Source organism: Myxococcus sp. CA056, assembly GCF_013336715.1.
In the GTDB taxonomy this organism is placed as follows: Bacteria; Myxococcota; Myxococcia; order Myxococcales; family Myxococcaceae; genus Myxococcus; species Myxococcus llanfairpwllgwyngyllgogerychwyrndrobwllllantysiliogogogochensis.
The window spans coordinates 572,522-597,241 of sequence record NZ_JABUMT010000004.1 but is presented as its reverse complement, the minus strand read 5'-3'; the positions used below and the strand labels follow the sequence as shown (position 1 = coordinate 597,241).

The 24,720-nt window shown below is 70.1% G+C and carries 22 protein-coding genes and 2 pseudogenes; 10 read left to right on the top strand and 14 right to left on the bottom strand.

The window, feature by feature from the left end:
- The first annotated feature begins 1 nt into the window (after window position 1).
- From HUA76_RS20820 to HUA76_RS20795, 6 genes are all read left to right on the top strand, one after another.
- Complete coding sequence (locus HUA76_RS20820; RefSeq protein ID WP_174461870.1) at window positions 2–1,771, top strand: M61 family metallopeptidase; 1,770 nt, start codon at window positions 2–4, stop codon at window positions 1,769–1,771.
- A gap of 12 nt (window positions 1,772–1,783) precedes the next feature.
- Window positions 1,784–3,235: a tetratricopeptide repeat protein gene (locus HUA76_RS20815; RefSeq protein ID WP_174454895.1), complete on the top strand. Its 1,452-nt coding sequence runs from the start codon at window positions 1,784–1,786 to the stop codon at window positions 3,233–3,235.
- Window positions 3,236–3,278: 43 nt separating this feature from the next.
- A complete protein-coding gene (locus HUA76_RS20810; RefSeq protein WP_174454894.1) occupies window positions 3,279–3,662 on the top strand; it encodes a carboxypeptidase-like regulatory domain-containing protein in 384 nt (127 codons plus the stop codon).
- Between the two features lie 270 nt (window positions 3,663–3,932).
- Window positions 3,933–4,814: a ribonuclease HII gene (locus HUA76_RS20805; protein WP_174454893.1), complete on the top strand. Its 882-nt coding sequence runs from the start codon at window positions 3,933–3,935 to the stop codon at window positions 4,812–4,814.
- A complete protein-coding gene (locus tag HUA76_RS20800; protein ID WP_141645831.1) occupies window positions 4,811–5,446 on the top strand; it encodes a hypothetical protein in 636 nt (211 codons plus the stop codon). The genes HUA76_RS20805 and HUA76_RS20800 overlap by 4 nt, the downstream gene beginning before the upstream one ends.
- 62 nt (window positions 5,447–5,508) lie before the next feature.
- Window positions 5,509–6,138, top strand: a complete 630-nt coding sequence (locus HUA76_RS20795; protein WP_174461869.1) for a histidine phosphatase family protein — start codon at window positions 5,509–5,511, stop codon at window positions 6,136–6,138.
- Between the two features lie 396 nt (window positions 6,139–6,534).
- Here HUA76_RS20795 and HUA76_RS20790 read toward each other — a convergent pair whose 3' ends face one another.
- From HUA76_RS20790 to HUA76_RS20780, 3 genes are all read right to left on the bottom strand, one after another.
- Complete coding sequence (locus tag HUA76_RS20790; protein ID WP_174461868.1) at window positions 6,535–7,890, bottom strand: aminotransferase class I/II-fold pyridoxal phosphate-dependent enzyme; 1,356 nt, start codon at window positions 7,888–7,890, stop codon at window positions 6,535–6,537.
- Window positions 7,891–8,179: 289 nt separating this feature from the next.
- Complete coding sequence (gene acs / locus HUA76_RS20785) at window positions 8,180–10,135, bottom strand: acetate--CoA ligase (RefSeq protein ID WP_174461867.1); 1,956 nt, start codon at window positions 10,133–10,135, stop codon at window positions 8,180–8,182.
- 67 nt (window positions 10,136–10,202) lie between these two features.
- Entirely contained in the window at window positions 10,203–10,682 is a 480-nt protein-coding gene (locus HUA76_RS20780; protein WP_246137486.1) for a hypothetical protein, read from the bottom strand.
- A 69-nt stretch (window positions 10,683–10,751) separates the two neighbouring features.
- Here HUA76_RS20780 and HUA76_RS20775 point away from each other — a divergent pair, with 69 nt between their 5' ends.
- The 4 genes and pseudogenes from HUA76_RS20775 (at window position 10,752) to HUA76_RS20765 (ending at window position 14,015) form a co-directional block, all read left to right on the top strand.
- Window positions 10,752–11,174, top strand: a complete 423-nt coding sequence (locus HUA76_RS20775) for an NUDIX hydrolase (RefSeq protein WP_141645835.1) — start codon at window positions 10,752–10,754, stop codon at window positions 11,172–11,174.
- Window positions 11,175–11,190: 16 nt separating this feature from the next.
- Window positions 11,191–12,102: pseudogene (locus tag HUA76_RS45435) on the top strand (RIP metalloprotease); the annotation flags it as partial.
- A gap of 307 nt (window positions 12,103–12,409) precedes the next feature.
- Window positions 12,410–12,676, top strand: a complete 267-nt coding sequence (locus HUA76_RS45430) for a hypothetical protein (RefSeq protein WP_254614405.1) — start codon at window positions 12,410–12,412, stop codon at window positions 12,674–12,676.
- A gap of 676 nt (window positions 12,677–13,352) precedes the next feature.
- Window positions 13,353–14,015, top strand: a complete 663-nt coding sequence (locus HUA76_RS20765) for a hypothetical protein (RefSeq protein WP_254614353.1) — start codon at window positions 13,353–13,355, stop codon at window positions 14,013–14,015.
- Window positions 14,016–14,269: 254 nt separating this feature from the next.
- On the opposite strand, the gene moaD is transcribed toward HUA76_RS20765, so the two are convergent.
- The 11 genes and pseudogenes from moaD to HUA76_RS20710 all read right to left on the bottom strand — a co-directional run.
- Window positions 14,270–14,944 carry a molybdopterin converting factor subunit 1 gene (gene moaD, locus HUA76_RS46305; RefSeq protein WP_141645838.1) on the bottom strand — a complete coding sequence of 225 codons (675 nt, stop codon included), beginning with the start codon at window positions 14,942–14,944 and terminating at the stop codon, window positions 14,270–14,272.
- Entirely contained in the window at window positions 14,941–16,800 is a 1,860-nt protein-coding gene (locus HUA76_RS20755) for a PKD domain-containing protein (protein ID WP_174461864.1), read from the bottom strand. The genes moaD and HUA76_RS20755 overlap by 4 nt, the downstream gene beginning before the upstream one ends.
- A gap of 6 nt (window positions 16,801–16,806) precedes the next feature.
- Window positions 16,807–17,535 (bottom strand): MXAN_2562 family outer membrane beta-barrel protein, encoded by a 729-nt coding sequence (locus HUA76_RS20750; RefSeq protein ID WP_174454888.1) that lies wholly within the window; start codon window positions 17,533–17,535, stop codon window positions 16,807–16,809.
- Window positions 17,532–18,431, bottom strand: coding sequence for an MXAN_2561 family MXYO-CTERM-anchored protein (locus HUA76_RS20745; RefSeq protein ID WP_174454887.1), 900 nt, complete (start codon window positions 18,429–18,431; stop codon window positions 17,532–17,534). The genes HUA76_RS20750 and HUA76_RS20745 overlap by 4 nt, the downstream gene beginning before the upstream one ends.
- Before the next feature lie 125 nt (window positions 18,432–18,556).
- Window positions 18,557–19,585 (bottom strand): aspartate-semialdehyde dehydrogenase, encoded by a 1,029-nt coding sequence (locus HUA76_RS20740; RefSeq protein WP_174454886.1) that lies wholly within the window; start codon window positions 19,583–19,585, stop codon window positions 18,557–18,559.
- A gap of 43 nt (window positions 19,586–19,628) precedes the next feature.
- A complete protein-coding gene (tsaB, locus tag HUA76_RS20735) occupies window positions 19,629–20,366 on the bottom strand; it encodes a tRNA (adenosine(37)-N6)-threonylcarbamoyltransferase complex dimerization subunit type 1 TsaB (protein WP_174461863.1) in 738 nt (245 codons plus the stop codon).
- Window positions 20,367–20,375: 9 nt separating this feature from the next.
- Window positions 20,376–20,858, bottom strand: coding sequence for a septal ring lytic transglycosylase RlpA family protein (locus HUA76_RS20730; protein ID WP_174461862.1), 483 nt, complete (start codon window positions 20,856–20,858; stop codon window positions 20,376–20,378).
- 7 nt (window positions 20,859–20,865) lie between these two features.
- A complete protein-coding gene (gene rseP / locus HUA76_RS20725; RefSeq protein ID WP_141644891.1) occupies window positions 20,866–22,503 on the bottom strand; it encodes an RIP metalloprotease RseP in 1,638 nt (545 codons plus the stop codon).
- An 84-nt stretch (window positions 22,504–22,587) separates the two neighbouring features.
- Window positions 22,588–23,418, bottom strand: coding sequence for a phosphatidate cytidylyltransferase (locus tag HUA76_RS20720; protein WP_174454882.1), 831 nt, complete (start codon window positions 23,416–23,418; stop codon window positions 22,588–22,590).
- The gene (gene uppS / locus HUA76_RS20715) at window positions 23,415–24,206 is read right to left on the bottom strand and encodes a polyprenyl diphosphate synthase (RefSeq protein ID WP_141644889.1); all 792 of its coding nucleotides are present in this window, start codon (window positions 24,204–24,206) and stop codon (window positions 23,415–23,417) included. Before uppS ends, HUA76_RS20720 begins: the two co-directional genes overlap by 4 nt.
- Window positions 24,207–24,371: 165 nt before the next feature.
- Window positions 24,372–24,720, bottom strand: a pseudogene (locus HUA76_RS20710) (short-chain dehydrogenase); the annotation flags it as partial.

The following is a 24,720-nucleotide window of genomic DNA, read 5'->3' as shown; positions in this document are numbered from 1 at the left end:
CATGTCCCCGTCCGTCCGCTACCGCGTCTCACTGCCTCGGCCCCACTCGCATCTGGTGGAAGTGGAGGTCACCTTCCCGGCGGGCCCCACCGTGCTCGACGCGCTGATGCCGGTGTGGACGCCGGGCAGCTACCTGGTGCGCGAGTTCGCCCGGCACGTCCAGGACCTCACCGCGACGACGCAGGACGGCTCGCCGCTGACGGTGCTGCGCGTGGACAAGCAGACCTGGCGCGTGAGCGCCGGAGGCCAGGCCGTCACGCTGCGCTACCGCGTGTACGCCAACGAGCTGACGGTGCGCACCAGCCACGTGGACGGCACCCACGCGTACCTCAACGGCGCCACCGTGTTCCTCTACACGGAGGCGACGCGGGGCCTGGAGCACCAGGTCACGGTGGACGCGCCGCCGAGCTGGAGCACCTTCTGCGCGCTGGGGCAGCGAGCGGGGGCGTTCATCGCCTCGGACTACGACACGCTGGTGGACAGCCCCTTCGAGGTGGGCCCCCACACGCCGCTGAGCTTCACCGCCGCGGGCGTGCCGCACGACATCATCGTCTGGGGTGACACACCGGCGGACCCCGAGCGGCTGTGCGCGGACTTCCAGCGCCTGTGCGAGGTGCAGGCCCGCCTCTTCGGCGGACTTCCCCTGCAACGCTACCTCTTCCTCCTGTACCTGACGGACAAGGGACGCGGCGGGCTGGAGCACCAGGCCAGCACCGCCCTGCTCTTCCCCCGCACGGCGCTGTCCACGGGCCGGGGGTGGGAGGACTTGCTGACGCTGGCCGCGCACGAGTACTTCCACCTGTGGGTCGTCAAGCGGGTGAAGCCCCGGGCGCTGGTGCCCTTCGACTACTCGAAGGAGAACTACACCTCCCTCTTGTGGGCCTTCGAGGGAACCACCGCGTACTACGACAACCTCATCGTCCGGCGCGCGGGGCTGATGTCCGCGCAGCGCTACCTCACGCGGATGGGCGAGACGCTCACCGCGCTGCACTCGACGCCGGGCCGGCGGACGCAGACGCTGCTGGAGGCGTCGCTGGTGAGCTGGGTGAAGCACTACCGGCCGGACGAGAACTCGCCCAACAGCGCCATCTCCTACTACCTGAAGGGCGAGGTGGTGTCGGCGCTCCTGGATTTGGAGATCCGCCGGGCCACCAGCGACACGCGCGGCCTGGATGACGTGCTGCGGCTGTTGTGGCGCCGCCACGGGGACGGCTCCGGCGTGAATGAGGACGGCGTGGAGGCCGCGGCGAACGAGGTGGCGGGCGTGGACCTGACGCCCTTCTTCGACCGGGCGCTGCGCACCACCGAGGAGCTGGACTACTCGGTCCTCGCGCACGTCGGCCTGGAGATGAACTTCCGCATCCGGGAGTCCGCGAGCGACCGCGGAGGCACGCCGCCCAAGGGCAAGGAGTCCAAGCCGAAGGGCTGGCTGGGCGTCACCCTCAAGGGGAGTGCCACGGTGGCCACGGTGCTGGACGGCTCGCCGGCGCAGGACGCGGGGCTGTACGCCGAGGACGACGTGGTGGCGCTCGACGGCTGGAAGGCGGACGGCGCCGCGCTGATGAGCCGCTGTGAGGACCGCAAGCCCGGGGAGACGGTGCGGGTGACGGTCTTCCGCCGCGACAGGCTGGTGGAAGTTCCCGTGGTGCTCGGCGCCAAGCCCACGGAGGCCGTGTGGCTTTCGCGCGTGGACAAGCCCAGCGAGGCGCAGAAGTCCGCCTATCAGGCCTGGCTCGGCGCCCCCTGGGACGAGGCCCCTGGCACGACGTAGGCTGCCGGGAAGATGCCTCCCACCACCGCGGCCGCCTGTCAGCGTCATCCCAAGGCCCTCGCCGGCTGGCGCTGCCAGTCGTGCGGCGCGGCGCTGTGCCCCGAGTGCGCCCTGGGGCGCCGGGTCCAGACGGTGGAGCTGGTCGCCTGCGGACCGTGCGGCGGCGACGCCCAGGTCCTCGGCATCCACCGCGGCGCGGTGCCGCTGTCCCACCGGCTGAAGAAGGCCTGGCGCTACCCCTTCTCCGCCGAGGGACTCCAACTGCTGGTGGCGCTGAGCCTGTTCCTCGCGACGGTGGCCTGGTTCGCGGAGATGTCGTTCCTGTTGATGCGGGCCCCGCTCATCGCCCTCTACGGCGGCCTGTTCTGGGCGACGTTCTTCGGCCTCGTCCAGGAGTCCGCGCGCGGCGACACGTCGCTGGACATCCCGGACTTCAGCGACATCTTCCGCGACGCCATCGTCCCGGGCCTGCGCGGGCTGATGGTCTTCGTGCTCGCGGCCCTGCCGGCGCTCGCCTACGGGTATCTGACCCATACCGGCGCCCACGCGAAGCTGGACGCCTTCGCCTGGTTCATCCAGTGGGAGCTGCCGCCCGACCTGCTCGAGGACCCGGTGCTCTGGGCCCTGCTGCTCCTGGGGGGCCTGTGGCTGCCCATGGGGCTCCTGCTCGCCGCGACGGGGCAGCCGCCGTGGCGCATGCTCGACCCGCGCCTCGTGCTCCGGCTGGCCCGGGGCCTGGGCTCCGACTACCTGCTGACCACCTTCGTGCTCGCGCTATTGGTGCTCCTCCAGGTCGTGGCCCACGGGGTGGCCGCGGGGCTGCGCGCGCTGGACCTGGTCATCATCTCCCGTGTCCTGGCGGAGTGCGTCACGCTGGTGGTGCCCTTCCTCGCGGCGCACGTGCTGGGCCTGCTCCTGTACGTCCGGGGAGACCAGGTGGGCTACGGCGAGGCACGGGACTACCTGGAGCCGGTGCTGGGAAACACCCGGCCGCTGAAGGATGCACCGTCGCTCCACTCGACAGGGCTCTTGACGGAGCACGTCACGGAAGCGGCGTCTCCTGGAGGGGAAGCCGGGGCGAGCCAGGCGAGCGCCACCGAGCAGCTCTCCGCCCTGGCGACGGCCGTGGGGGGGCGCGATGTACCCCGGGCCCTGGAGCTGTATGCCGCGCTGGAGCAACTCCCCGCCTCGCGTGTGCCCGCCGAGCACCACCTGTTCATCGGGCAGGCAGCGGCCGTGGAAGGAAACTTCCCACTGGCGGTAGCGGCGCTGGAGCGCGCGGCGGATGTGGCACCGGATGCGCCCACCGCGCCCCGGGCCCTGGTGCTGTTGGCGCGCGTGCTAGGCGAACGGATGAACGAGATGGCCCGCGCGGAGGAAGTCTACCAGTACGTGCTGCACCGCTACCCGGACACCAGCGCGGCGCGCTACGCGGGCGAGCGCACGAGACTCACTTCCGACTGAGTCAGGCATTGCCGCGCGGAGGGACAAGCATCACCTTGAGCACATGCTTCGCGTGCGCGGACTCTGCTGGCTCATCGGCCTCGGCTTGCTTTCGGGATGTGATGACGCACCTCGCATGGAGCGCGGCATCGACGACTGTGAGGCGACGCTGATGGCGTTGCGCGTGGAGGTCGTCTCGGCGGAGGGAGCCCGGGTGCGCGGTGCCACCGTCACCGCCACAAACCTCACCTCCAACGAGAGCATCTCCGGCGTCACCGACAGCGACGGCGTCACCACCGCCGTCAACGAGCGGCTCGCCCCCAGCCCGGTGCGAGTGGTGGCCACCGCCGGCGCCAAGGTGTCCCCTGCCTCCCGCGTCGAATGGGTGTGTGACACCTGCAACTGCGTACCCGAGCCGGCCGAATTGACGCTGGAGTTGAGTCCGTAGGAACTCATCTGGCCTCCAACTTCTCCGGGGTTCGCGAGGATTTCCTCGCGAGAATGCACCAGGGAGGTTGAATTGAGCCGGCCGCCTGCGGTACGGCTGTCAGCATGCGTCAGACCCGCATGCCCGCCTCCTCGCGTCACATCCCCGTCCTCGGAGCCACCCACCAGTCGGGCGCTCCCGTGTGTACGGCGGTGGGGACGTGTTGTGGTGGGCACCGCGTTCCCTCATCGGGGAGTCCTACCGTTCCGGTAGTCGCTCGGGTCCGCAAGCATGTCCATCGATAGCCGGGAACAGTGGCTTCAGTGCGCACTCGGTGAGCTGACCGAGCGCTTCGTCACCCAGGCGAACCCCGTCCCGAACGGTCTGTTGGAAGCGCTCGACGCGGATCCGCGACGAGGCGCCCAGGCGCTCGCCCGGCGCATCCGCTCCCGTCAGGAGAAGAACCGCTCCGAGGGCCAGCGGCTGCGCCACCTGCTGCGCTTCGAGACGGAGCTGTGGGAGCAGGGGCACACGCATGTGGCGGGCGTGGACGAAGCGGGCATGGCACCGCTGGCCGGCCCCGTCGTCGCGGCCGCGGCCGTGCTGCCCAGGAGCTACCGGCTCAAGGGGCTGGACGACTCGAAGAAGGTGCTCGACGCGCAGAAGCGCGAGGCGCTGGCGGTCGCCATCAAGCGCGACGCGGTGGCCTGGGCGGTGGGCCACGCGGAGGTAGAGGAAATCGACCGCCTCAACATCTACCACGCGGGGTTGCTCGCCATGCGCCGCGCGGTGGAGGGCCTGGGGCTCAAGCCGGACTACGTGCTGGTGGACGCGCGGACGATTCCGCAGTGCCCTTCGCCCCAGCGCGGAATCATCAAGGGCGACACGCTCTCCATGAGCATCGCCGCGGCCTCCATCCTGGCCAAGACGACGCGCGACAAGCTGATGGCGGAGCTGGACGCGCGCTACCCGGGCTATGGGCTGGCGGACCACAAGGGTTACCCGACGGCGCGCCATGTCCAGGCGCTCAAGGAGAAGGGGGTCCTGCCCATCCACCGGCGCAGCTTCGGTCCGGTGAGAGAGGTGTTGGGACTGGTGGCTTCTCCTGAAACTTCCCCCGTGCAGGCGGAGCTGTTCTCCGCCGTGCCGTCTCCGACGAGGAGAGAGTCATGAGCACGGACCGAGACATCGACGGCTGGCTGTCGGACCGCGGAATCACGCTGACGGACGCGCGGGTGCGCGCTCGCGCGGTGCTGGAGGATGCGGGCCTCACGCGTCCCGGCAAGCTGCGGATGAGTGAGCCCAAGCTGCACAAGGCGGCGGAGGTGCTCGAGGGGCGCTTCTTCCCCGTGTGCGCGGATGGCGCGTGCCTCAAGGTGGCGCAGGCCAGTGGCCGCGAGCCGCTGCGGGTGGAGCCGCGCAGCCACTGCGCGCGCTGCGGAGGTTCGGCCAACCACCGGGCGGAGGTCGCCTTCGTGGAGACGTGCAACCGCCTGGGCGTGCGCAAGGTCGTGGTGGTGGGCGGCTCTCCGGCGGTGCGCGAGGAGCTGGAGTCGAAGCTGGGCCACCACATCGACCTGCGCATGGTGGACGGCACCGAGCGGCGCACGTCGGACCGGGCGCGGAGTGATTTGGAGTGGGCGGACCTGGTGCTGGTGTGGGGCGCCACGGAGCTGCACCACAAGGTGAGCGGGCACTACACCCATGGAGGCCCGGCCTACAGCCGCAAGGTCGTCCACGTGGTGCGCCGGGGCGTGGCGGCGCTGCTGGAGGAAGGCATGACGCACATGGAGCGGGCGCGCTGAGCCGCTGACACGGCACGCACGGAGTCCTTGCCCCGCCCGGGGCCTGTCGTCAGGCTTCGGGCATGAAGACCGAGCTCATCCTGCTGCGGCACGGCGAGACGGAGTGGAACGCCCTCGGGCTGCTCCAGGGCCACCGGGACAGCCCCTTGAGCGCCGAGGGGCTGCGTCAGGCGGACGCGCTCGCGGCGCGGCTTTCCACCCTCTCCTTCAGCGCGCTGTACAGCAGCGACCTGGGTCGGGCGCTGCAGACCGCCCAGCGCATCGCCGCGAGGACGGGCCACCCGGTCCACTCGGACGCGCGGCTGAGGGAGCGCGGGCTGGGCATCCTCGAGGGACTCACCCGCGAGGAGGCGAGTCGCCAGCATCCAGAGATCTTCGGCGAGTACGCCACCAACGCGCCGGACTTCGTCGTCCCGGGAGGCGAGAGCACGTCCCAGCGACTGGGGCACGCGGTGGAGTGCCTGGGTGAAGTGGGCAGCCGCCACCCTGGGGAGCGCGTCGTCGTCGTCACCCACGGGGGCGTGCTGAGCAGCTTCTTCCGACACAGCCTGGGGATTCCGCCGAGCACGCCGCGCGCGTTCTCGGTGCTCAACGCGTGCTGGAACCAGTTCGACTATCACCAGGGCGCGTTCCGGCTAGTGACGTGGGGCGACATCACGCACCTGCGCGACGACAGCCTCGACGACACCTGATCGGCACAGTCGGCTTCGCCGGGACTCGTGAAGCCGATTGGAGTGACCGCGGCGACAGCGCGAGGCTCAGACCTCGGCGCGAGGCTCAGACCTCGGCGCGAGGCTCAGACCTCGGCGCGAGCACCTGACTTGGCACTTGCCCGGCTCGGCGCAAGCATCAGACTTCGACGCGCGCCCGACTCGACGCGCGCGGCTCAGACCTCGGCGCGCTTGCCTGACTCGACGCGCGCCCGACTCGACACGCGCTTGCCTGACTCGGCGCGCGCCCGACTCGACGCGCGCGGCTCAGATCTCGACGCGCGCCCGACTCGACGGGCGCGGCTCAGACCTCGGCGCGCGCCCGACTCGACGGGCGCGGCTCAGACCTCGGCGCGCGCCCGACTCGACGCGCGCGGCTCAGACCTCGGCGCGCTTGCCTGACTCGGCGCGCGCGACCCGTAACGGGCTCGGCTGCGGGGCCTCGAGCATGGTCCGGGCCTCTTCGACGGCGTTGAGCACCACCTCGGCGCCTTGCTTCATCTGCGCCACCGTGTGCGACGACATCACCTGCATGCGGAAGCGCGACTCGCGGATGCGCACCGCCGGGTACTCCACCAGGTTGGGGAACACGCCGCGCTCGAACACCAGCTTCGATGCCACGCGCGCCACCTTCGGGTCCCCCAGCGGCACCGGCACCACGTTCGACGGCTCCCCCAGACACTTCACTCCGCGCTCGGCGAACGCGGCGCGCAACGCGAGGATGTTCTCCATCGCCCGAGCGCGCAGCACGTCACCCTCCTCCGAGCGGACGATGCGCAGCGACTCCAGCGCCACCGCGGCCTGCACGGGCACCAGCGCATTGGAGAAGATGTGCGGCCCGCCCATGACGCGGACGAACTGGCGCACCGCCGCCGAACGCGTCGCCACGAAGCCGCCATTGGACGAGAACGTCTTCGAGAAGGAGCCCACCACCAGGTCCACCTTCCCCAGCAGGTTCTGCGCCCCCAGACTGCCCGTGCCCTTGGGCCCCAGCGCGCCCAGGTCGTGCGCTACGTCGACCAGCAGCGTCGCGCCGAACTCGTGACAGATGGTCTGTAGCTCCTCGATGCGAGGAATGTCCGAGTCCATGGAGAACAGGCCCTCGGTGACGACGAGGATGCCGTTGGCCGCGTCGCTCGCGCGCAGCTCCTGGAGCTTGCGGCGCATCGCGCGGTTGTTCAGGTGCGGCACGCGGCTCACCTTCTGAGTCGCCGCGTTCGCGCCTTGCTGAAGGCTCGCGTGGGACAGCGCGTCCAGCACCACGTGGTCCTCGGGACGTACCAGCCCGGCAATGGCACCGAAGCCCGCGCCCCACCCCGTCGCGAACAGCGCCACGTACGGCATCTCCAGGTGCTCGGCGAGCGCCTGCTCCAACTTGAGCGACGGCGCCGTGTTCCCCCCGAACATCCCGGAGCCCGCGCTGTGCACGCCGAAGTCACGAATGGCCCGGTGCGCCGCCTCCACCACGGACGGATGCGTGGACAGCGCCAGGTAGTCCTGCGAACCGAAGTTCAAACCCTGCCGCGCCACTCCCGTCTCGCTGCGCACGGCGCACTCGGCCATGGGCGCTCCGTCCAGGCTCCGCGAATACGGCCACAACCCGGTCTGCCGCCGCGACTCCTGCCACTCGAAGAACGCCTCCGTGCGGCCCAGCAAGTCAGGCCCCGTGGGGTTCGTGTAGTTGGCGATGAAATGGGTGAACAGCGGCGAGTCGAGCTGATCGCGGAGATTCATGAACACATCCGAGGGGGAGGGTAAACGACGCTGGAAACAAGACCTGGGGCGTCGCGCTCGGGGGGGGTGAGCGCGGCCTCTAATGCCCCTGTAATCTTCCAGTGTCAACAACTCCTCAACACCTGAATATTTCGGATTGTTAGCGCAGACCGACCGTCACACGTAGGGTGAAACCCAGTTGCAGTTCCGACCTGAGTGGTTTCACGTAGGGCACCCGAGCCACCACGTCCCACAGGGGCGAAGGCAGGGGGCCTGATTCGACGCTCCCCTGCCCTGCCTCGGGGTATGGCTATTCGTCGTTCTGCTGGAGCGCCGCGAGGACGTTGAGGTCCTCCAGCGTGGTGGTGTCCTGCGAGGACTGCTTTCCGGCGGCGACGTCGCGCAGCAGGCGGCGCATGATTTTTCCGGAGCGCGTCTTGGGCAGCGCTTCCGCGAAGCGAATCTCATCCGGCCGGGCAATCGCGCCAATCTCCTTGGAGACGTGCTGGGCCAGCTCCTTCTTGAGCTCGGGAGACGGGGCGTGGCCCTGCTTGAGCGTGACGAAGGCCACGAGCGCGGTGCCCTTCAAGTCATCGGGGCGACCCACCACGGCGGCCTCGGACACGCGGGGGTGCGAGACGAGGGCGCTCTCCACCTCGGCGGTGCCCAGGCGGTGGCCCGCCACGTTGACGACGTCATCCACGCGGCCCATCAACCAGAAGTAGCCGTCCGCGTCGGTGCGCGCGCCGTCGCCGGTGAAGTACTTGCCGGGCAGCTCGCTGAAGTACGTGCGCACGTAACGCTCCGGGTCGCCGTACACGGTGCGCAGCATGGAGGGCCACGGCTGGGTGACGAAGAGCAGACCGCCCTGCCCCTTCGGCACCGCGTTGCCCTGACGGTCCAAAATCTCCGCGTGGATGCCGGGCAGGGGCAGCGTGGCGGAGCCCGGCTTGGTGGGCGTGGCCCCGGGCAACGGCGAAATCATGATGGAGCCCGTCTCCGTCTGCCACCAGGTGTCCACGACGGGGCAGCGCCCGCCGCCAATGACCTCGCGGTACCACATCCACGCCTCGGGATTGATGGGCTCCCCCACGCTGCCCAGCAGGCGCAGCGAGGACAGGTCCTTCTTGCGCGGGTGCTCCTCGCCCAGGCGCATGAAGGCGCGGATGGCGGTGGGCGCGGTGTAGAGGATGGTGGCCTTGTAGCGCTCGATGATGTCCCAGAACCGGTCCGGCGCCGGGTGCGTGGGCGCGCCCTCGTAGATGACCGTCGTCGCGCCGTTCATCAGCGGCCCGTAGACGACGTAGCTGTGCCCCGTCACCCAGCCCACGTCGGCGGTGCACCAGTAGACGTCGTCCTCGCGCAAGTCGAACACCCAGCGCGTGGTGAGCGACGCCATCACCGAGTAGCCCGCGGTGGTGTGCAGCACGCCCTTGGGCTTTCCGGTGGAGCCGGAGGTGTAGAGGATGAACAGCGGGTGCTCGCTCTCCACCCACTCCGGCTCGCACGTGTCGGACTGGTCCTTCACCAGCGCGTCCCACGCCAGGAGCTTCGAGTCACTCAGCGCCAGCGAGTCGCCCGTGCGCCGCAGCACCACCACCTTCTCCACGGTGGTCATGGTCTTCAGCGCGGCTTCCACGTTCTTGAGCAGCGGCACCACCGCGCCCTTGCGCCAGCCGCCGTCCGCGGTGAGCACCACCTTGGCGCCCGCGTCGTTCATGCGCTCCTGGAGTGCTTCCGTGGAGAAGCCGCCGAACACCACCGAGTGCACCGCGCCGATGCGCGCGCACGCCAGCATCGCCACCGCGGCCTCGGGCACCATGGGCAGATAGATGCCCACGCGGTCGCCCTTCTTGATGCCCAGCGACTTGAGGCCGTTCGCCAGCCGGTTCACCTGCGTGGACAGCTCTCCGTAGGTGATGCTGCGGCGGTCTCCGGGCTCGCCCTCGAAGAGGATGGCCGGCTTGTCGCGGCGCGTGGCGAGGTGCCGGTCCAGGCAGTTGTAGGCCAGATTGGTGCGTCCCTCGACGAACCACCGCGCGTGCGGCGGCTTCCATTCGAGCACCGTCTGGAAGGGCTCCTTCCAGTACAGCTCCTCGCGGGCGCGGTCTCCCCAGTACTTGTCCGGGTTCCTGGCGGCCTCGTCCCACAGGCGCTGGTAGTCCTCCATGCTCTTCAAGAGAGCGCGTTGGGAGAACGCCTGGGGCGGTGGGAAGACGCGGGCCTCGGTCAGGACCGAGACAATCTCTTGGTGCGTTTCAGCCATGGGCTCCTCCACGGAGTGGGCGACAACCCCTCTGTTCTAGGAACCCGCGAGGCCAGGCTCAAGCGCGCTATTCGCAGCGCTTCGCTTCCTTGACGGCTTCAAAACGCATCCACAGCTCGCAGGCGCAGTCCGTCGGACGCTGATCGGTCTGGTAGCGCACCCGCATCACCCCATCGAAGCGCGTCCCGCACTGCGTCGTGGCGTCGATGTGGATGTTGGCCTCGTCGAGCAGACACTCCTGCCCTCGCACCATGGCGGAGGCATTCACGATGGTGCCGTCGATGGAGAAGTCGTCTCCCTCGGCGAGGAAGTAGCCGATGAGCTGCGTGTCGAGCAGCCCGAAGTCCAGGCGGACGACGCGCCCGGTGACCTGGAGGGTGCCGTGGAACTGGTCCTGGTTGGCGGGGTAGAGACCGCACTCGTCGCGGAAGACCTCCACGGGAGTGAACTGGTAGTCACCCGGGTCCTGGTTGAAGGGCAGACAGCCCGACATGGCGCTCACGAGGAGGGCGGGGACAAGCAGGCGGAAGCGTCTCACGGTGGACACGGTGCGCACCATACTCCACGGACGCATCGAGTGCAGTGCGGACGTGACGGTCGGGGTAGACTGGGGGCCATGCCCGAATACCGCAACCCCAAGCCCACCGTGGACTGCATCATCGAGCTTCCCGGCGGACGCATCGTCCTCATCCGCCGCGCGAATCCGCCCATCGGGTGGGCGCTGCCGGGCGGGTTCGTGGACGAGGGTGAGCCGCTGGACGCGGCGGCCATTCGCGAGGTGAAGGAGGAGACGGGGCTCGACGTGAAGCTGGTGGAGCAGTTCTTCACGTACTCGGACCCGAAGAGAGACCCTCGCCAGCACACGCTGTCCACGGTGTACATCGGCACCTCGGAGGGTGCTCCCCAGGGCTCGGACGACGCGGCGGAAGCGCGCACCTTCGCGCTGGACGCGCTGCCGTCCGACTTGTGCTTCGACCACGGAACCATCCTCTCCGACTACCTGGCCTACAAGCGGACCGGGCAGCGGCGGAAGCTGTAGGGCGCGGCCTTCCGGGATGCACTACGCACTCGTCCTGCTCGCCCTGGGGGCGCTGTTGGCCCTGCACGAGCTGGGGCACCTCATCGCCGCGCGGCTGCTCGGCGTGCGGGTGCCTCGCTTCGTCTTCGGGTTCGGCCCTCCGATGGCGTCCTTCCGGTTGGGAGGGACGCAGTTCGTCGTGGGCGCGGTGCCCCTGGGCGCCACGGTGCATATCCAGGGGATGAATCCGCACCGCGCGGACGCGGCGGAGGCCGTCAGTTTCCGGGCCATGGGGCCGGTGCGGCGCGCGCTCATCATCCTGGCGGGGCCGCTGGCCAACTACCTCTTCGCGTTGGGCGTCCTCTTCGCGCTGTACACGTCGGGCACGCACGTGGTGGTGCCGCTGACGGTGGGCACGGTGCGGCCCGGTTCGGAGGCGGCGCGGGCACAACTGCTTCCGGGAGACCGCATCGACACGGTGGATGGGCAGCCGCTGCGCACCTGGACGGAGTTCGTGGAGAAGGTGGCGGTGGGGGTGGGCCGCACGCTGGAGCTGCGGGTGAACCGGCACGGCGAGACGCGCGTGGTGAGCGTGCGTCCCCGCGCGGATGAGCGGGGCGAGGGCCGCATCGGCGTGAGCCAACAGTACGTCTACCGCTCGCATGCGCCGGGCGAGGCGCTGGGCCATGCGTTCGTCCACACGATGAACCTCGCGTCGGAGGGTGGGACGATGCTCCTGCGGCTGGTGCGAGGTGGCCAGCCCCATGGAGGACCGACGGGGCCCGGCGCGCTGGTCCGGCAGGAGTCGTCGGACGCGGCGTCCTCGGGTGTGGACTCGGTGCTGCGGGCCCTGGTGGCCGCATCGATGGCGTTGGCGTTGCTGACGCTGTTGCCGGTTCCCGGCTTGGATGGTGGGCGGGTGTTGTTGCTGATGATTGAAGTGGCGAGCGGTCGCAAGCTGCCGCCGCGCGTGGAGACCGTGGCGCAGACGGTGGGCTTCCTCGCGATTTCGGTGGTCATCGTCGCGGTGGCGGCGGCCGAGATTCGGGGCGCGCTTCCCGAGCGATTCAGGTGGGGGACGCAGACGGCAACGGGGACTCCCGCGACACCTGGAACGGGAATGCCCACGGTCGCCGGCTCGACGCCTCCGTCGGGTCCAGGTGGAGTGACTGCTCCTCCTGTTGCCGGAGCCAGTGGGCCCGTGGCACCTGCGACGGGTCCCGTGCCTCCGGCTGTTACCGGTGCAGGTGGCGCGATTGCTCCTGCTGTCGCGGGAGCCGGTGGGATTGTGGCGCCTGCTGTCGCGGGTGCTGGTGGAGCGATTGCTCCTGCTGTCGCGGGAGCCGGTGGGATTGTGGCGCCTGCTGACACGGGTGCTGGTGGAGCGATTGCTCCTGCTGTCTCGGGAACCGGTGGAACTGTGGCGCCTGGTGGTACCGGTGCGGGTGGAGCAATTGCTCCTGCTGTCTCGGGAACCGGCGGGGTTGCTGCGCCTGCTGTCGCTGGAACTGGTGGGACTGTGACGCCCACTAGTACCGGGGCAGGTGAAGCGATTGCGCCTGCTGCCTCGGGAACCGGTGGACCCACGGCGCCTGTTGGCACCGGAGTGAGTGGAGCTGTTCCGCCTGCCGCCACAGGAACGAGTGGTTCAGCACCGCCTTCTGCCAATGGAAGCAACGGGACCGCAGCGCCTGTTGGCACCGGAGCGAGTGGAACGGTTCCACCTTCTGCGGCGGGGAAGAGCGGTTCAACACCTCCTGCTGTCGCAGGAACCGGCGGGCCCGTGTCACCTGCTGTCACTGGGACAGGTGGAACGAGTGCGACGGGCATCGCGGGAACGGGTGGCACCGTGCCCGCTGGACCAACTGGACCGAAGGCGCCTCCTGTCTCGGGAACGGCAGGTCAAGTGCCGCCCACTGACGCTGGAGCAGGTGCATCGAGTGCATCCGCCAGAAACGGGCTGAGCGCCCCCACCACCGCAGTCCCCGGTGGACCCACCGAACCCACGAAGAACGGGTCGAACACACCGGGCCCCACCTCGCCAGCTGGACCGAGTACGCCCTCGAGGTGATTCGCCCGGGGAACCCCTGCCCTCCCTTGGTTGTCGGGTAGGCGGGCGGACGTTTCGTGTCCACCGGTGGGCTTCCGCGCCCGATGACGCGGCCGAGAGGCAGCAGGACGCATATGCTTGTACGCGAGATGAGCACCAAGGCGGACGGCGGGCTGTATTTCGAGCTGTACTGGGGCGAGAACCTCGCGGATGCCTGGAGCTACGGGCCCGAGCAGGCGAAGGTGCATGCCGCGCCCGATGAAAAGGCACCCCTGCCCCTCTACGGCTTCACGCTGCCAGAGGAGCCCTTCCTCGTGGCAGAACGCACCGGACGCGGCTGGCGCATCCATCTGCCGCCCAACGTCCACGTGGAGCACAAGGCACGCGGCGACGCCTTCACCTCCGTCCCAGCCAATCAGCTCGTGAAGGACCAGGGCCGGACCTCCGTGGCCCTCGCGGACGGAATGACGCTGCGGCTGACGGAAGGTCAGCTCTCGCTGCTCGTCCAGGGCTCCGTCGTGAAGGAGCGCGTCGGCCCCCTCCAGTGGAAGGACATGGGCTGGCTGCTCATCGTCGGACTGCTCTTCTTGAGCCTTCCGGTGGGCTTCCTGCTCGCGGGCCCCACGCCACAACGCGCGGCCGAATCCAACGCACGCGCGCTGCAACTGGCGGCCGACAAGGAAGCCGCGCGTCGCAAGCAGATGGGCCTGGACACGCCCATGCGGCCCATCACCGATGCGGAGCGCTCGCAGCAGCAGACCGATGGAGGCCCGGAGGAGGTCCATATCCCCGCGACCTTCCGCTCGCGCTGAGGCCTCCATGCGCGCGGACGGGCCCGGGCCCCCGCGCGGCCCGAGCCTGAGTCGAGGCCCCCGCCGCTTCGACACCCGAGACAACAGCCGCAACAACCTGCTCTACGCGGTGCTCTCGCTCTGCGAGTTCCACAACAACCATCACCACCGCGCGGGCCGGGTCCGTCAGGGCGTCGCGTGGTGGGAAGTGGACCTGGTGTACCTCGTGCTGCGCGGGCTCGAGCAGCTGCGACTCATCTGGGACCTGTGTGGCGTCACGGCCCCAGCCCGACCCAGACCTCGCCGTCCTCGAAGAACTCCTTCTTCCAGATGGGCACGTCCTGCTTGAGCCGTTCGATGGCGTGCTCGCAGCCCCGGAACGCCTCCTTGCGATGCGGGGCCGCGGCGGCGATGACCACCGCCAGCTCTCCGGGCACCAGCGTGCCCACGCGGTGGACAATCGCCAGCCGCACGCCCGGCCACAGCGCCGTGGCCTCGGCCCCAATCTCCGCCAGCTTCTTCTCCGCCATGGGCGCGTAGGCCTCGTACTCCAGCCGCAGCACGCGCCGTCCCTTCGTCTGGTTGCGCACCGAGCCGCTGAACGTCACCAGCCCGCCGTACGCCTCGCCGCCCACCGCCTCCACCACGTCCTCCAGCCGCAGCGGACGGTCCACCACCTGGAACAACCCAGGCGAGCCACCCGCCACCGGAGGAATCAACGCCACCTCGGCGCCCTGTCGCACCGGTGCCTCGGCGCTCACGAACTCCTGGTCCACCGCCACCCGCAGGTGCGGCAGCAACGGCTCCAACCCCGGGTGCGCCGTCGCGAGCAACCGGAGCACGTCTCGCACCGTCGCGCCGTCGGGAACGTCCAGCGACTCACGCGCCCGTCCCGTCCGCTCACGAGCGGCGGCGAAGTACAGCACGGTGACGGCGCCACCCGCGCTCACTGCCAACCTCGCCCCGTCCGCGCATCCTCGCGAAGCCGCAGGCTCCCCTTGAGTCGGGCGCCCCCTTCGGCGAGCGAGAAGTCCAGGAAGGCCGAGTCCAGCGGCGTGACACCCTCCATCACCGCCTTGACGAGCGCCTGGGCCGACGCGAGCCGCTCCGCCGACACCCCAGGCACCGACTCCTGCGCCTCCAGGTCCGCACGCAGCTGGCCCAGGTCCGCCATCACCGACATGTGCCCGGCACCAAACGTCTCGCCCCCGAAGCGCTCGCGCAGCGCGCGCCCCACGTCGCCGCGCGGCCGGCCGTCCAGCGACTCTCCCGCGACGAGCGTGGCCCGCTCCGGCCCCACCTTGAGCTGCACCGGATAGCCCCACATCAGGGTCCGGTAGAGCTTGCCTCCCGGGACTTTCTCCGCGCTGAAGCGCAGCGACGTGCCCCGCAGCCGCGCATCGAGCAGCCGCAGCACCGGCTCCGCGGACGTAAGCCCCGCGTCGATCAACACCGTGCCCTTGGGCTCCGGCCGCTGCTTCTGCACGAAGCCCCGCAGGAACCCGGGCGCGTCGAAGTACACCAGCATGGCCACGTCGCCGCGCAGCGCCTTCAGCAGCGCCTCCGCGTCCAGCCCCCGCGCGCGCCAACGTTCCACGGTGCGCTCCCGGTGCGGTGAGCCCGGAGCACCGAACGCCAGCTTCGCCAGCTCCTCGGGCGGCACGGAGAGCTGCGCGGCCGCCACCGGCCCCAGCGCGCTGTCCGCCAGCAACGCCGACGCGGGAGCATCCGCCCCCTGCAGCAGCGGCCGCGTGGACGACAGGAACCCATCCAACACCAGCCGCTCCGGCTGCACCGTCAGCGACGCGAAGAACCCGCGAACCGGCCCCGCCTCCTCCGCGTCCTCGGCCCGCTGCAACGCGCCCGAGTACAGGTAGACATTGCCTTCGGCCACCTTCGGCCGCAGCTCCGTCAGCAGCGCGGACTCGGAGAGCCCCTCACCGGACAGCCCCAGCACCGCGCGGCGCGCCACCTCGACGTCGCCCACCACCGCCGGCGCCTCCTCTTGAGCCAGCACCTCCACGGGCTCGCCCTCCCCAGGCACCACGTCCTCGTCCGCCGCGTCCGGAATCGCGAGGTACAGATAGCCCCGGTCGACGAACAGCAGCATCGGCTCGCCGGAGTCCAGGGGCGTCACGCGCATGGCGCCATCCTCCGTGGCGGTCACCTCGTGGCCCACCGCCTCCAACTCCTTCGCCACCGCCGCGAGCGCCGCGTCGGGCTCCGTCACGCCCAGCAGCGCCACCACGCCGTCGAACCCGGGCAGCAGGAACAGTCCAAAGCCCTCTTCCGGGTCCACGACACTCGCGCCACTCGTCAGGCTGTTCAGCACGAGCGACACCAGCGGAGCCTCCCGCAGCACCTGCTCGGCCTCATCGGGACCGACGAGCCGTTCGTAGAAGTCCACCAGCGGCTCCACGTTGCCCTGAAGCCTGGGCACCCACAGCAGCGACCGCGCATCCGAGGGCACCGCGCGCGGCAACGGGCGCGGCACCACCGTGAGTCGCACGCTGCCGACCTCCTGGCCCTCATGCAGCGCGCGAACGGTGAACGTGCCCGCGCGGGCGAAGGCATGCGACAGCCGGGAGCCCGTCCGTGAAGGCGTCCCGTCGCCGGGCTCCCAGGTGAGGGCCTGCGCCCCCGCCTCGCCCGAGCCCAGCTCCACGGGAACGCCCGCCTCCACCGTGCGGTCCGCGCCCAGGTCCGCCCGGACGACGCGCCGGCAGCCGGAGGCCCAGGGCCCCACGGCGACCATCAAGAGAAAGTGCGCGACGAACGAGCGGGAGGAGCGCGGAAAAAGCGGCATCCGCCGCTAATAGTCCAGCGCGAGTCCGAACATCCAGCGCCGGCTGGAGAGCACGAAGCCCGGCTTGCCGAAATTGTCCACATCCGCGTAGGTGTACTCGGCGAACAGGTAGCTGTGGTTGATGCCCAGCCCCGAGTCGAAGTCGCGCGCGAAGCGCGGCTGCAGCACGTCCAGCAGGAAGGCCACCCCGCCCGTCGCGCCCCAGCCCCACTTGCCACCGCTGGCGGTGATGCCGTCCGCCGTCTCGGTGTCGCTGCCCTTCGTCACCCACCACGGCGTGTAGATGAGCCCCAGCTTGCCGTACGGCACCAGGGGGACTCCCCACTCGAAGGCCGCGTAGTCGAACTTGTAGAAGAGGTTGAACGCCAGCGGCACCACCTTCAGCGCCGTCTGCTCCGCCGCGTTGCCTCCGCCCGCGAGCTTCGCGGCCGCGTACTTCTCCCCGTAGCCCGCCGACACACCCACGCCCGCGGTGCCGATGCCCTGGTAGAAGTAGCGCTGCAGCTCCAACTCGACGAGCAGCAGCGATGCGTCACCGAACGTGTCCTCGTAGGGCGTATTCCCGTTGAGCGCCTTCTCGTCATCCAAGAGCGGCTTGTAGCCGCCCACCCGGATGATGATGCCGCCGCTGCGCGACGACTCCATCTGCTCGGTCGAAACCACTCCGACGTCCTGCGCCCACGCCGGCAGCGCGGCAACCATCATGGCCACACTCACGGCCCATGCCCGACTCATGACAGCTTCCTCCTCGACGTCATCCAGAACCCCAGGGCCGCCACCACGGCGCCCAGCGCGAGGCCACCCCCGCCCGCCCCACACCCGCCCGTCTCCGCACCACCCGCCGCGTGATACGCCGCGAAGAAACCATCGCTCGGAATCGGCGAGCCAGTCGCCAGAGGCGACGCCGGGCTCTGATTGCCCGCCTTGTCGAAGGCGAAGGCACGCACGCCGTACTCCTTCTCGTTCTCCAGCTCATCCATCCGGAACACCGTGTTGTCGGACGTCTGCGTCTTCGAGCGCACCACCTCGCCCGCGGTGGCCGTCCCGCCATCCCCATCCCCTGGCACCAGCTCCACCACCTCCACCAGCATGCTCGTCGTGTCGCTGGGCACCGTCACGCTGACACTCAGCGCGCTGTCCAGGCCCGTCACGCCCGGCAGTGCCGGCGCCAGGGGAGAGGTCGGGTCCAGGATGAAGTTGACGCTCGGCGAGCCCACGCTGGAGGTCGTACTGTCGCAGGCCCCAAGCGAGTCCTGCTTCTCCACCGTCGCACAGAGCCTGTAGGTCTTGTCCGCCGTCTGGGTTTCACACGTGAGGCCACCCGCGGCGAGCGCATCACTCATGCGCAGCTCGAGCGTGCCGGACGTAGTGGCGGTGTTCCCCTCGGCGATTTCCAAGATTTCCTTGTCCCCCTCGCCCGGTTCCCCCGAACAGTTGCCGTCCGACAACCAGAAGACGAGCGGACTGCACGCGAGGGTCCCCGTCCGCGACCAGGAGACGGACCTGCGATCGGCGCAGTTGGCCTTGGAGACGACGATGTCGTTGTCGACGATGACCGAGCCGGAGAACGTCACGGTCTGCCCCAGGGCGGTCGACGCGAAGAGCAGGAGCACGGCGAATGTGAGGCGCATGGGTAGCCGGAAGCTAGCAAGCGGGAGGCCACGTTGAAATCGTTCCCGCAGGCCTACTTCTGGCCCTCGCGGGCCGCTCCGGCGAGCCAAACAGGCAGGGCGGCCGCGGCCGGCGTGCCAATTTGTCAGACGGGGCGTTCAGCCAGCTTCAAGCCGGCCTCCACCAGGTTGAGGGCGGCGCCCCGGGTGGCGTTGTCCACGGCGGCGAAGAGCGTCACCCACTCGGGGGCCTGGGGGAAGGCGCGCACCCGGCCCACGTGCACCGTGGGGTCCGACGTGACGAGCATGGGCATGGGGTAGATGCGCTCACCGGGGGTGTCCAGCACCTTGAGGGCGGGTGACGTCTTCAGGGCCGCGCGCACCTGCTCCACCGGGCCCGCCTTCTTCAGCTGCACGTTGAGGGTGAGGCCGTGGCCGTAGAAGCTGGGCACCTGCACCGCGGTGCCAGCGAGCACGGGCGCGTCGCCTCGCGTCGCGAACAGCCGCGCGGCCTCCAGCGTCCAGCCGCCCTCCTCCTCCGTCCACGGGGAGCCCACCATGAAGCCGCCCACCTGGGGCACCAGGTTGAAGCCCACTCGGTGCGGGAAGGCGCTCGGGTCCGGCTCGCGCCCGGACATCAAATCCGCGGTCTGCTTCTCCAGCTCCGCCACGCCGCGCACGCCCGCGCTGGACACGCTCATCATCGCCGTCACCTGCGCGCGCACCACGCCGAAGGCCCGGCGCAGGGGCTCCATCACATGCACCGACGCCGTCGTCACCGCGCTCGGCAGGCACACCAGGCGCCCCTTCATCGTCGCGCCCAACAGCTCCGTGTTGAAGCCCGGCAGCACCAGCGGGACGTTGCCGTCGGACCGGAAGGCGGAGCTGACATCCACCACCCACGCGCCCGCGGCCTGAGCGGCCGGAGCCAGCGTGCGAGACGCCTCCGCGGGCGTGGCCAGTAGCACCAGCCCCATGCCCTTGAAGGCCTCCGGAACGGCGCGCTCCACCTCCAGCGAGTCCTCGCCGTACTCCACCTCCAGCCCCTTCGAGCGCTCGGAGCCGAAGGCGCGCACCTGCTCCGCGGGCACGTCGCGCGCGTACAGCGCGGCCAACACCTCACGGCCCACCACACCCGTGGCGCCCACCACGGCAATCTTGAGATTCTCGTTCATCGCGCGTCCTTTGCATCGCCCGAGCGCGTGAGCGCTGGACGCTTCAGTCGTCCTTCAACCGCGCCGTGGGCGCAGGCCCCGGCAGCGGAGGGAACTTGGGGTTTCGCTCCGGCTCGGAGGCCCGCACGTAGTGCGGCTCCATGGCGAAGAGGGCCTCGAGCGAGAACGTCTCTGGCATGCGCGCAAGCCGCGTCAGCTCCACCGCCGAGGGAAAGTCCGGCCCCGTCAACAGTCGCTCCGCCGCCACGCCGTGCGACACCAGCGCCGCGCGGTAGTCCACCAGCGCCGGCCCCAGCGCCACCGCCCGCGGCTCCGCGGCCATGCGCGCGGCCACGTCCTTGGGCGACATGGCCGTCTCCGGCTCCAGCGCCTCCACCGTCGCGCCGCGCCGAACATACGCGCCCAGGTACAGGTCGTCCTTGCGCGCCACGGCCAGGCAGTAGAGCGGCACGTCCTCCGGGCCCTCCAGCGCCACGGCCGCCAGCGAGGACGCGCCCGCGACCTTGAGGTTCGCCGCGTACGCCAGCGACTTCACCGTGGCCAGGCCGATGCGCAACCCCGTGAAGGAGCCCGGGCCCAGGCCCACGATGAGGCCCTCCAAATCCCCGAGCTTGACGCCATGGCGGTCCAGCAGCTCACCGACGACACCGGGCAGCGCCTCGCTCTGCTTCACGGGAGGCCGCACCACGGAGTGCTCCACCGCGTGCACGGCCCCCTCCGGCCCGCGCTCCACCAGGGCGAGCGACATCGTCAGCGTGGAGGTGTCCAGCGCGAGGAACATGGGCGCTCCCTACACCGGCGCGGCCCACATTGCGCGGGGAATCTCCGACACGGCGTCCTTGCAGCGGTACAGCCGCACGCGCACCACGCCCTTGTCCAGCATGCCCAGCTTGGAGGCGGCGGCCTTCGAGACGTCGATGATGCGCCCATCCACGTATGGCCCCCGGTCATTCACGCGCACCTGCACGGCGCGGCCGTTCTCCATGTTCACCACGCGCAGGCACGCGCCAAAGCGCTCCTTGCGGTGCGCGGCGGTGAGCTCGTTCTGGTTGAAGCGCTCCCCGCTCGCGGTGGGACGGCCGTGCAGCCCCGGGCCGTAGAACGAGGCCAGCCCCTCGCCCACGTAGGAGCGAGGCATCTGCTCGCGCTTCGTCACCCGGGGCGAGGACGGCTCCGGGCTGGAGTCCTCAGGCGAGTCCGGCTTCGCCGCGCGCGACGCGCACCCGGTGGAGATGCCCAGCGCCAGCAAGATGACGAAGGTGCTCGCGCGCATGGGACCTCTAGCGGGTGATGTCGTTGGTGAAGACCAGGAGCATCAGCAGGATGAGCAGCGCCAGTCCCACCATGTTGGCGGCCTCGCGCACGCGCACGGGGATGGGGCGACGGCGGATGCCTTCCCACGCGGCGGACAGCAGCGCGAAGCCATCCAGCACGGGGATGGGCAGCAGGTTCATCACGCCCAGGTTGATGGAGATGATGGCCATCAGGTTGAGGAAGGAGTCGAGCCCCTGCTCGGCGCTCCGGGCCGCCAGCTGGTACATCATGATGGGGCCGCCCACCGTGCTCAGCGGCACGTCGCGGGTGACGAGCCCTCCGAGCACCTTCACCATCTGCCCCACGATTTTCGGCACCACGATGGCCGCCTGCTTCAGCGCCGCGGCCGGGCCCAGGTGCACCGTCACCTCGTCCGCCCGGGCCACGTCCGCGTCCACGAGCGTCCACCCGCGCGCGCCCAGGGAGAGCTTCGTGAGCTGCTGCCCCATCCCGTCCTCCGCCATCAGCGGGGCCTGCGAGAGCTTCTCGGTGTGCTCGCCGTCCGTGCTCCGCCACGTCAGCGTGAAGGGCTTCGCCTCCGCCCCGCTGAGCTTCACCTCCAGCATCCGGAAGGACGGGAGGACCTCGCCGTCCAGCGAGACGATGCGGTCACCCTGCTTGAGCCCGGCCTTCTCCGCCGCGCTGCCGGGCACCACCGTCGCGACATATTGGTCCGCCGGCTCCGCGCCCAGCGCCGCCAGGCCCGCACCGGGCTGACGGGGCACCGTCACCTCCGCCACGCGGGCCACCTGCCCCTGCACCACGCCCGCCGCCACGGTGTCCATGCGCCGCACGACGACCTTGAGCGGCTCCCCTTCCGGGTGCCGGCCCAGCTCCTGATACAGCCGCGCCTCGTCCGGAACGTTCGTCCCGTTGACGCTCAGCACCCGGTCGAACGTCCGCAGCCCCGCGGCCTCCGCCACGGACCCCGGAGGCACACCCACCAGGGGCGGCTTGGCCAGCGGCAGCACGCCGATGAGGCCCCGCTCCACCGTGTCGATGGGCGACGTCTCCGTGTTCTTGATGGGCTTCACCGTCAACGTCACCGGCTGGCCATCGCGCTCCACGACGATGGGAATCGGCCGCTCGAAGCGCCCGACGAAGGTGTCCCGCATGTCGTCGAAGGTGCGCACTGACTCGCCCTCCACGGACAGCACCCGGTCTCCGGGGCGCATGCCAGCGGCGGCTGCGGGCATTCCGGGCTCCACGTACCCCACCAGGGTGGACGTGGCCTGGTGCGGGCCGAGGAACACGAAGAAATAGACGATGACGGGAAAGATGAGGTTGAAGGCCGGCCCCGCCAGGACGATGAGGCCGCGCTTCCAGGGGGGCTGCGCCAGGAAGCCGCGCCTGGCTTCCTCGGGGCTCAGTTCTTCATGGGGCAGGTCGCCCGCCATCTTCACGAAGCCGCCCAGGGGCAGGATGGCGATTTGATACTCCGTCTCGCCCTTCACGAAGCCGATGAGCTTGGGCCCGAAGCCGATGGAGAACTTGAGGACCTTCACCCCGCAGGCTTTCGCCACGAGGAAATGGCCAAGCTCGTGCACTGTCACGAGCACGCCAAGCAGGAGGATGAAGAACCCCAGGTTCTGAAGTGAGGGCATGGCGGCAACAGTAATCGTGAGCCCCCGGACGGACAACGCACATCCGGGCCCGCCAGCCAGGCGGGCGAGCGAAATCTCACGATTCTACGGAAGCAGGCCGCGCACGAACTGCACGTAGACGAACACCAGGGGGGCGTTGAAGAGCAAAGCGTCGATGCGGTCCAGCACCCCACCGTGCCCGGGGATGAGGAAACCCGAGTCCTTCACCCCGTACGCGCGCTTCAGCATGGACTCGCACAAGTCACCCACGGGACCCAACAGGCCGCCGGCGATGCCCAGCAGCACGCAGTCCCACACGGTGAACACGGGGAAGAAGAAGCCCCGGGCGATGAACATGCCGCCCACCGAGCCGAGCATGCCGCCGAAGAAGCCCTCCCACGTCTTGTTGGGGCTCACCTCGGGGTACAGCTTGTGGCGCCCCAGGAAGCGGCCGAAGAAGTACGCGGCGGTGTCGTTGGCCCACGTAATCGTCAGCGCGCAGATGACCCACGCCAGACCATGGTCCGGCAGCAGCCGCAGCGCGGACAGGGCGGTGAGGCCCACGGCGCCGTACAGGAAGCCGTTGACCAGGTGCGCCGTGCGCGTGGGGGCCTCCGCGAGCGGGCCCTTGAACAGGTGGAATATCCACGCGAAGAACGAGAAGACGACGGTGAGCCAGAAGGCCGTCTCTCCCGTGCGCGCCGCGTCCTTGAGCGGCAGGAACGGCATCACCGCGGCGAAGGCCATGCCCACCCAGGCGGCCGCGTTCAGCCGCTTCTGGACGATGAGATAGTACTCCCCCACGCACGCGGCGGCGGCGAGGCCCAACAGGCCCGCGCTCCACACGCCGCCGAGGAAGAGCAGCAACACCACGAGCGGCAGGAGCGTCAGCGCCGTCACGATGCGCACGACGAGGTTCTTGTTCTTGTCGTTCACGCCTTGGCCCGCTGGGGGGTGTCCTCCCGCTTGACTTGGGCGGAAGTGAGACCGAAGCGCCGCTCTCGCTGCTGGTACTGAGACACGCAGCGGAGAAACTCATCGGTGCGGAAGTCCGGCCAGAGGGCGTCGGTGAAGCACAGTTCCGCGTACGCCATCTGCCAGAGCAGGAAGTTGGACACGCGCTGCTCGCCGCTGGTGCGCACCACCAGGTCCAGCGGGGGCAGCCCGTTCGTCCACAGGAAGGACTCGAAGTCGGCTTCTTCCACCCGGCCCGCCAACAGCTCGCCCCGGGAGATGGCCTCCGCCATCCGACTGGCGGCGTGGAGGATTTCCTCCCGGCCGCCGTAGGACAGCGCCAGCGACAGCACCATGCCGGTGTTGTGCGCCGAGTCGGCGATGAGCCGGTCCAACGGCTCCCGCACGAAGCGGGGCAGGCGCCCCACGTCACCCACCGCGTTCAGGCGGATGCCGTTGTCGAGGATTTCGGCCCGCTCGCGCTCCAGGTAGTCGCGCAGCAGGTCCATCAGCCCGGCGACCTCCTCCGCGGGGCGGGCCCAGTTCTGTGAGGAAAAGGCGTAGAGGGTCAGGGCCTGGATGCCCACGCGGCGGGCGGTGCGGGTCACCTCCCGCACACTGGAGCTCCCTTCGCGGTGGCCCTCAAGTCGGTCCAGACCCCGCGACTCCGCCCACCGACCGTTGCCATCCATGATGATGCCCACGTGGCGCGGCACGGGCCGGGCCTTGACCTGATTTTCGAGGGCGGAAACCACTAGGGGGCGTTCCATTCGAGCCGCGCACCCTACCGGCGCAGAGGGGCCACGTCCACGAGCGCGTGGCCCAACCGTCGCCCGAGGCCCCTGGTCGGTCGCCCGCTCGGTGCGAGCGGCCCAGGACTCCCAGACCATGTAGGCCCGGGTGGGCCCGGCCCGGGTGCGGGCGAAAGGACGGATTCAGTCGACGGGCCAGTTGGGGCGGGCGATCTCGATGGGGCTGTTGTGCCAGGACGCGTAGGCGGTGGCGTCGGCGACGCGGTAGGGCGTGCGATAGGTGCGCTCGAAGTACTCGTCCCAGTGGGGCTGGGAGCCGTCCAGGTCGGTGAAGCCGTACTCGCGGGCCAGGGCCCAGGAGCTATGGACGGTGCCGGCCTTGGTGGCGACGTTCGGGTCCGCGGCGAGCGCGGCGACGGCGCGGCCGACGTAGGACGGTGACTCGGAGGCGATGAAGTCCGGCTCCACTTTCGCGCCGTCGCGCCAGTTCGCCTCGGTGACGCCGAAGCCCTCCAGCATCTCCTCGGAGCGC

Bases quoted from the DNA above. Each gene is read 5' to 3' on its own strand.
- HUA76_RS20820 (WP_174461870.1), top strand. From the start codon at position 2: ATGTCCCCGTCCGTCCGCTACCGCGTCTCACTGCCTCGGCCCCACTCG.
- HUA76_RS20815 (WP_174454895.1), top strand. From the start codon at position 1,784: ATGCCTCCCACCACCGCGGCCGCCTGTCAGCGTCATCCCAAGGCCCTC.
- HUA76_RS20810 (WP_174454894.1), top strand. From the start codon at position 3,279: ATGCTTCGCGTGCGCGGACTCTGCTGGCTCATCGGCCTCGGCTTGCTT.
- HUA76_RS20805 (WP_174454893.1), top strand. From the start codon at position 3,933: ATGTCCATCGATAGCCGGGAACAGTGGCTTCAGTGCGCACTCGGTGAG.
- HUA76_RS20800 (WP_141645831.1), top strand. From the start codon at position 4,811: ATGAGCACGGACCGAGACATCGACGGCTGGCTGTCGGACCGCGGAATC.
- HUA76_RS20795 (WP_174461869.1), top strand. From the start codon at position 5,509: ATGAAGACCGAGCTCATCCTGCTGCGGCACGGCGAGACGGAGTGGAAC.
- HUA76_RS20790 (WP_174461868.1), bottom strand. From the start codon at position 7,890: ATGAATCTCCGCGATCAGCTCGACTCGCCGCTGTTCACCCATTTCATC.
- acs (WP_174461867.1), bottom strand. From the start codon at position 10,135: ATGGCTGAAACGCACCAAGAGATTGTCTCGGTCCTGACCGAGGCCCGC.
- HUA76_RS20775 (WP_141645835.1), top strand. From the start codon at position 10,752: ATGCCCGAATACCGCAACCCCAAGCCCACCGTGGACTGCATCATCGAG.
- HUA76_RS20765 (WP_254614353.1), top strand. From the start codon at position 13,353: ATGAGCACCAAGGCGGACGGCGGGCTGTATTTCGAGCTGTACTGGGGC.
- HUA76_RS20755 (WP_174461864.1), bottom strand. From the start codon at position 16,800: ATGCCGCTTTTTCCGCGCTCCTCCCGCTCGTTCGTCGCGCACTTTCTC.
- HUA76_RS20750 (WP_174454888.1), bottom strand. From the start codon at position 17,535: ATGAGTCGGGCATGGGCCGTGAGTGTGGCCATGATGGTTGCCGCGCTG.
- HUA76_RS20745 (WP_174454887.1), bottom strand. From the start codon at position 18,431: ATGCGCCTCACATTCGCCGTGCTCCTGCTCTTCGCGTCGACCGCCCTG.
- HUA76_RS20740 (WP_174454886.1), bottom strand. From the start codon at position 19,585: ATGAACGAGAATCTCAAGATTGCCGTGGTGGGCGCCACGGGTGTGGTG.
- tsaB (WP_174461863.1), bottom strand. From the start codon at position 20,366: ATGTTCCTCGCGCTGGACACCTCCACGCTGACGATGTCGCTCGCCCTG.
- HUA76_RS20730 (WP_174461862.1), bottom strand. From the start codon at position 20,858: ATGCGCGCGAGCACCTTCGTCATCTTGCTGGCGCTGGGCATCTCCACC.
- rseP (WP_141644891.1), bottom strand. From the start codon at position 22,503: ATGCCCTCACTTCAGAACCTGGGGTTCTTCATCCTCCTGCTTGGCGTG.
- uppS (WP_141644889.1), bottom strand. From the start codon at position 24,206: ATGGAACGCCCCCTAGTGGTTTCCGCCCTCGAAAATCAGGTCAAGGCC.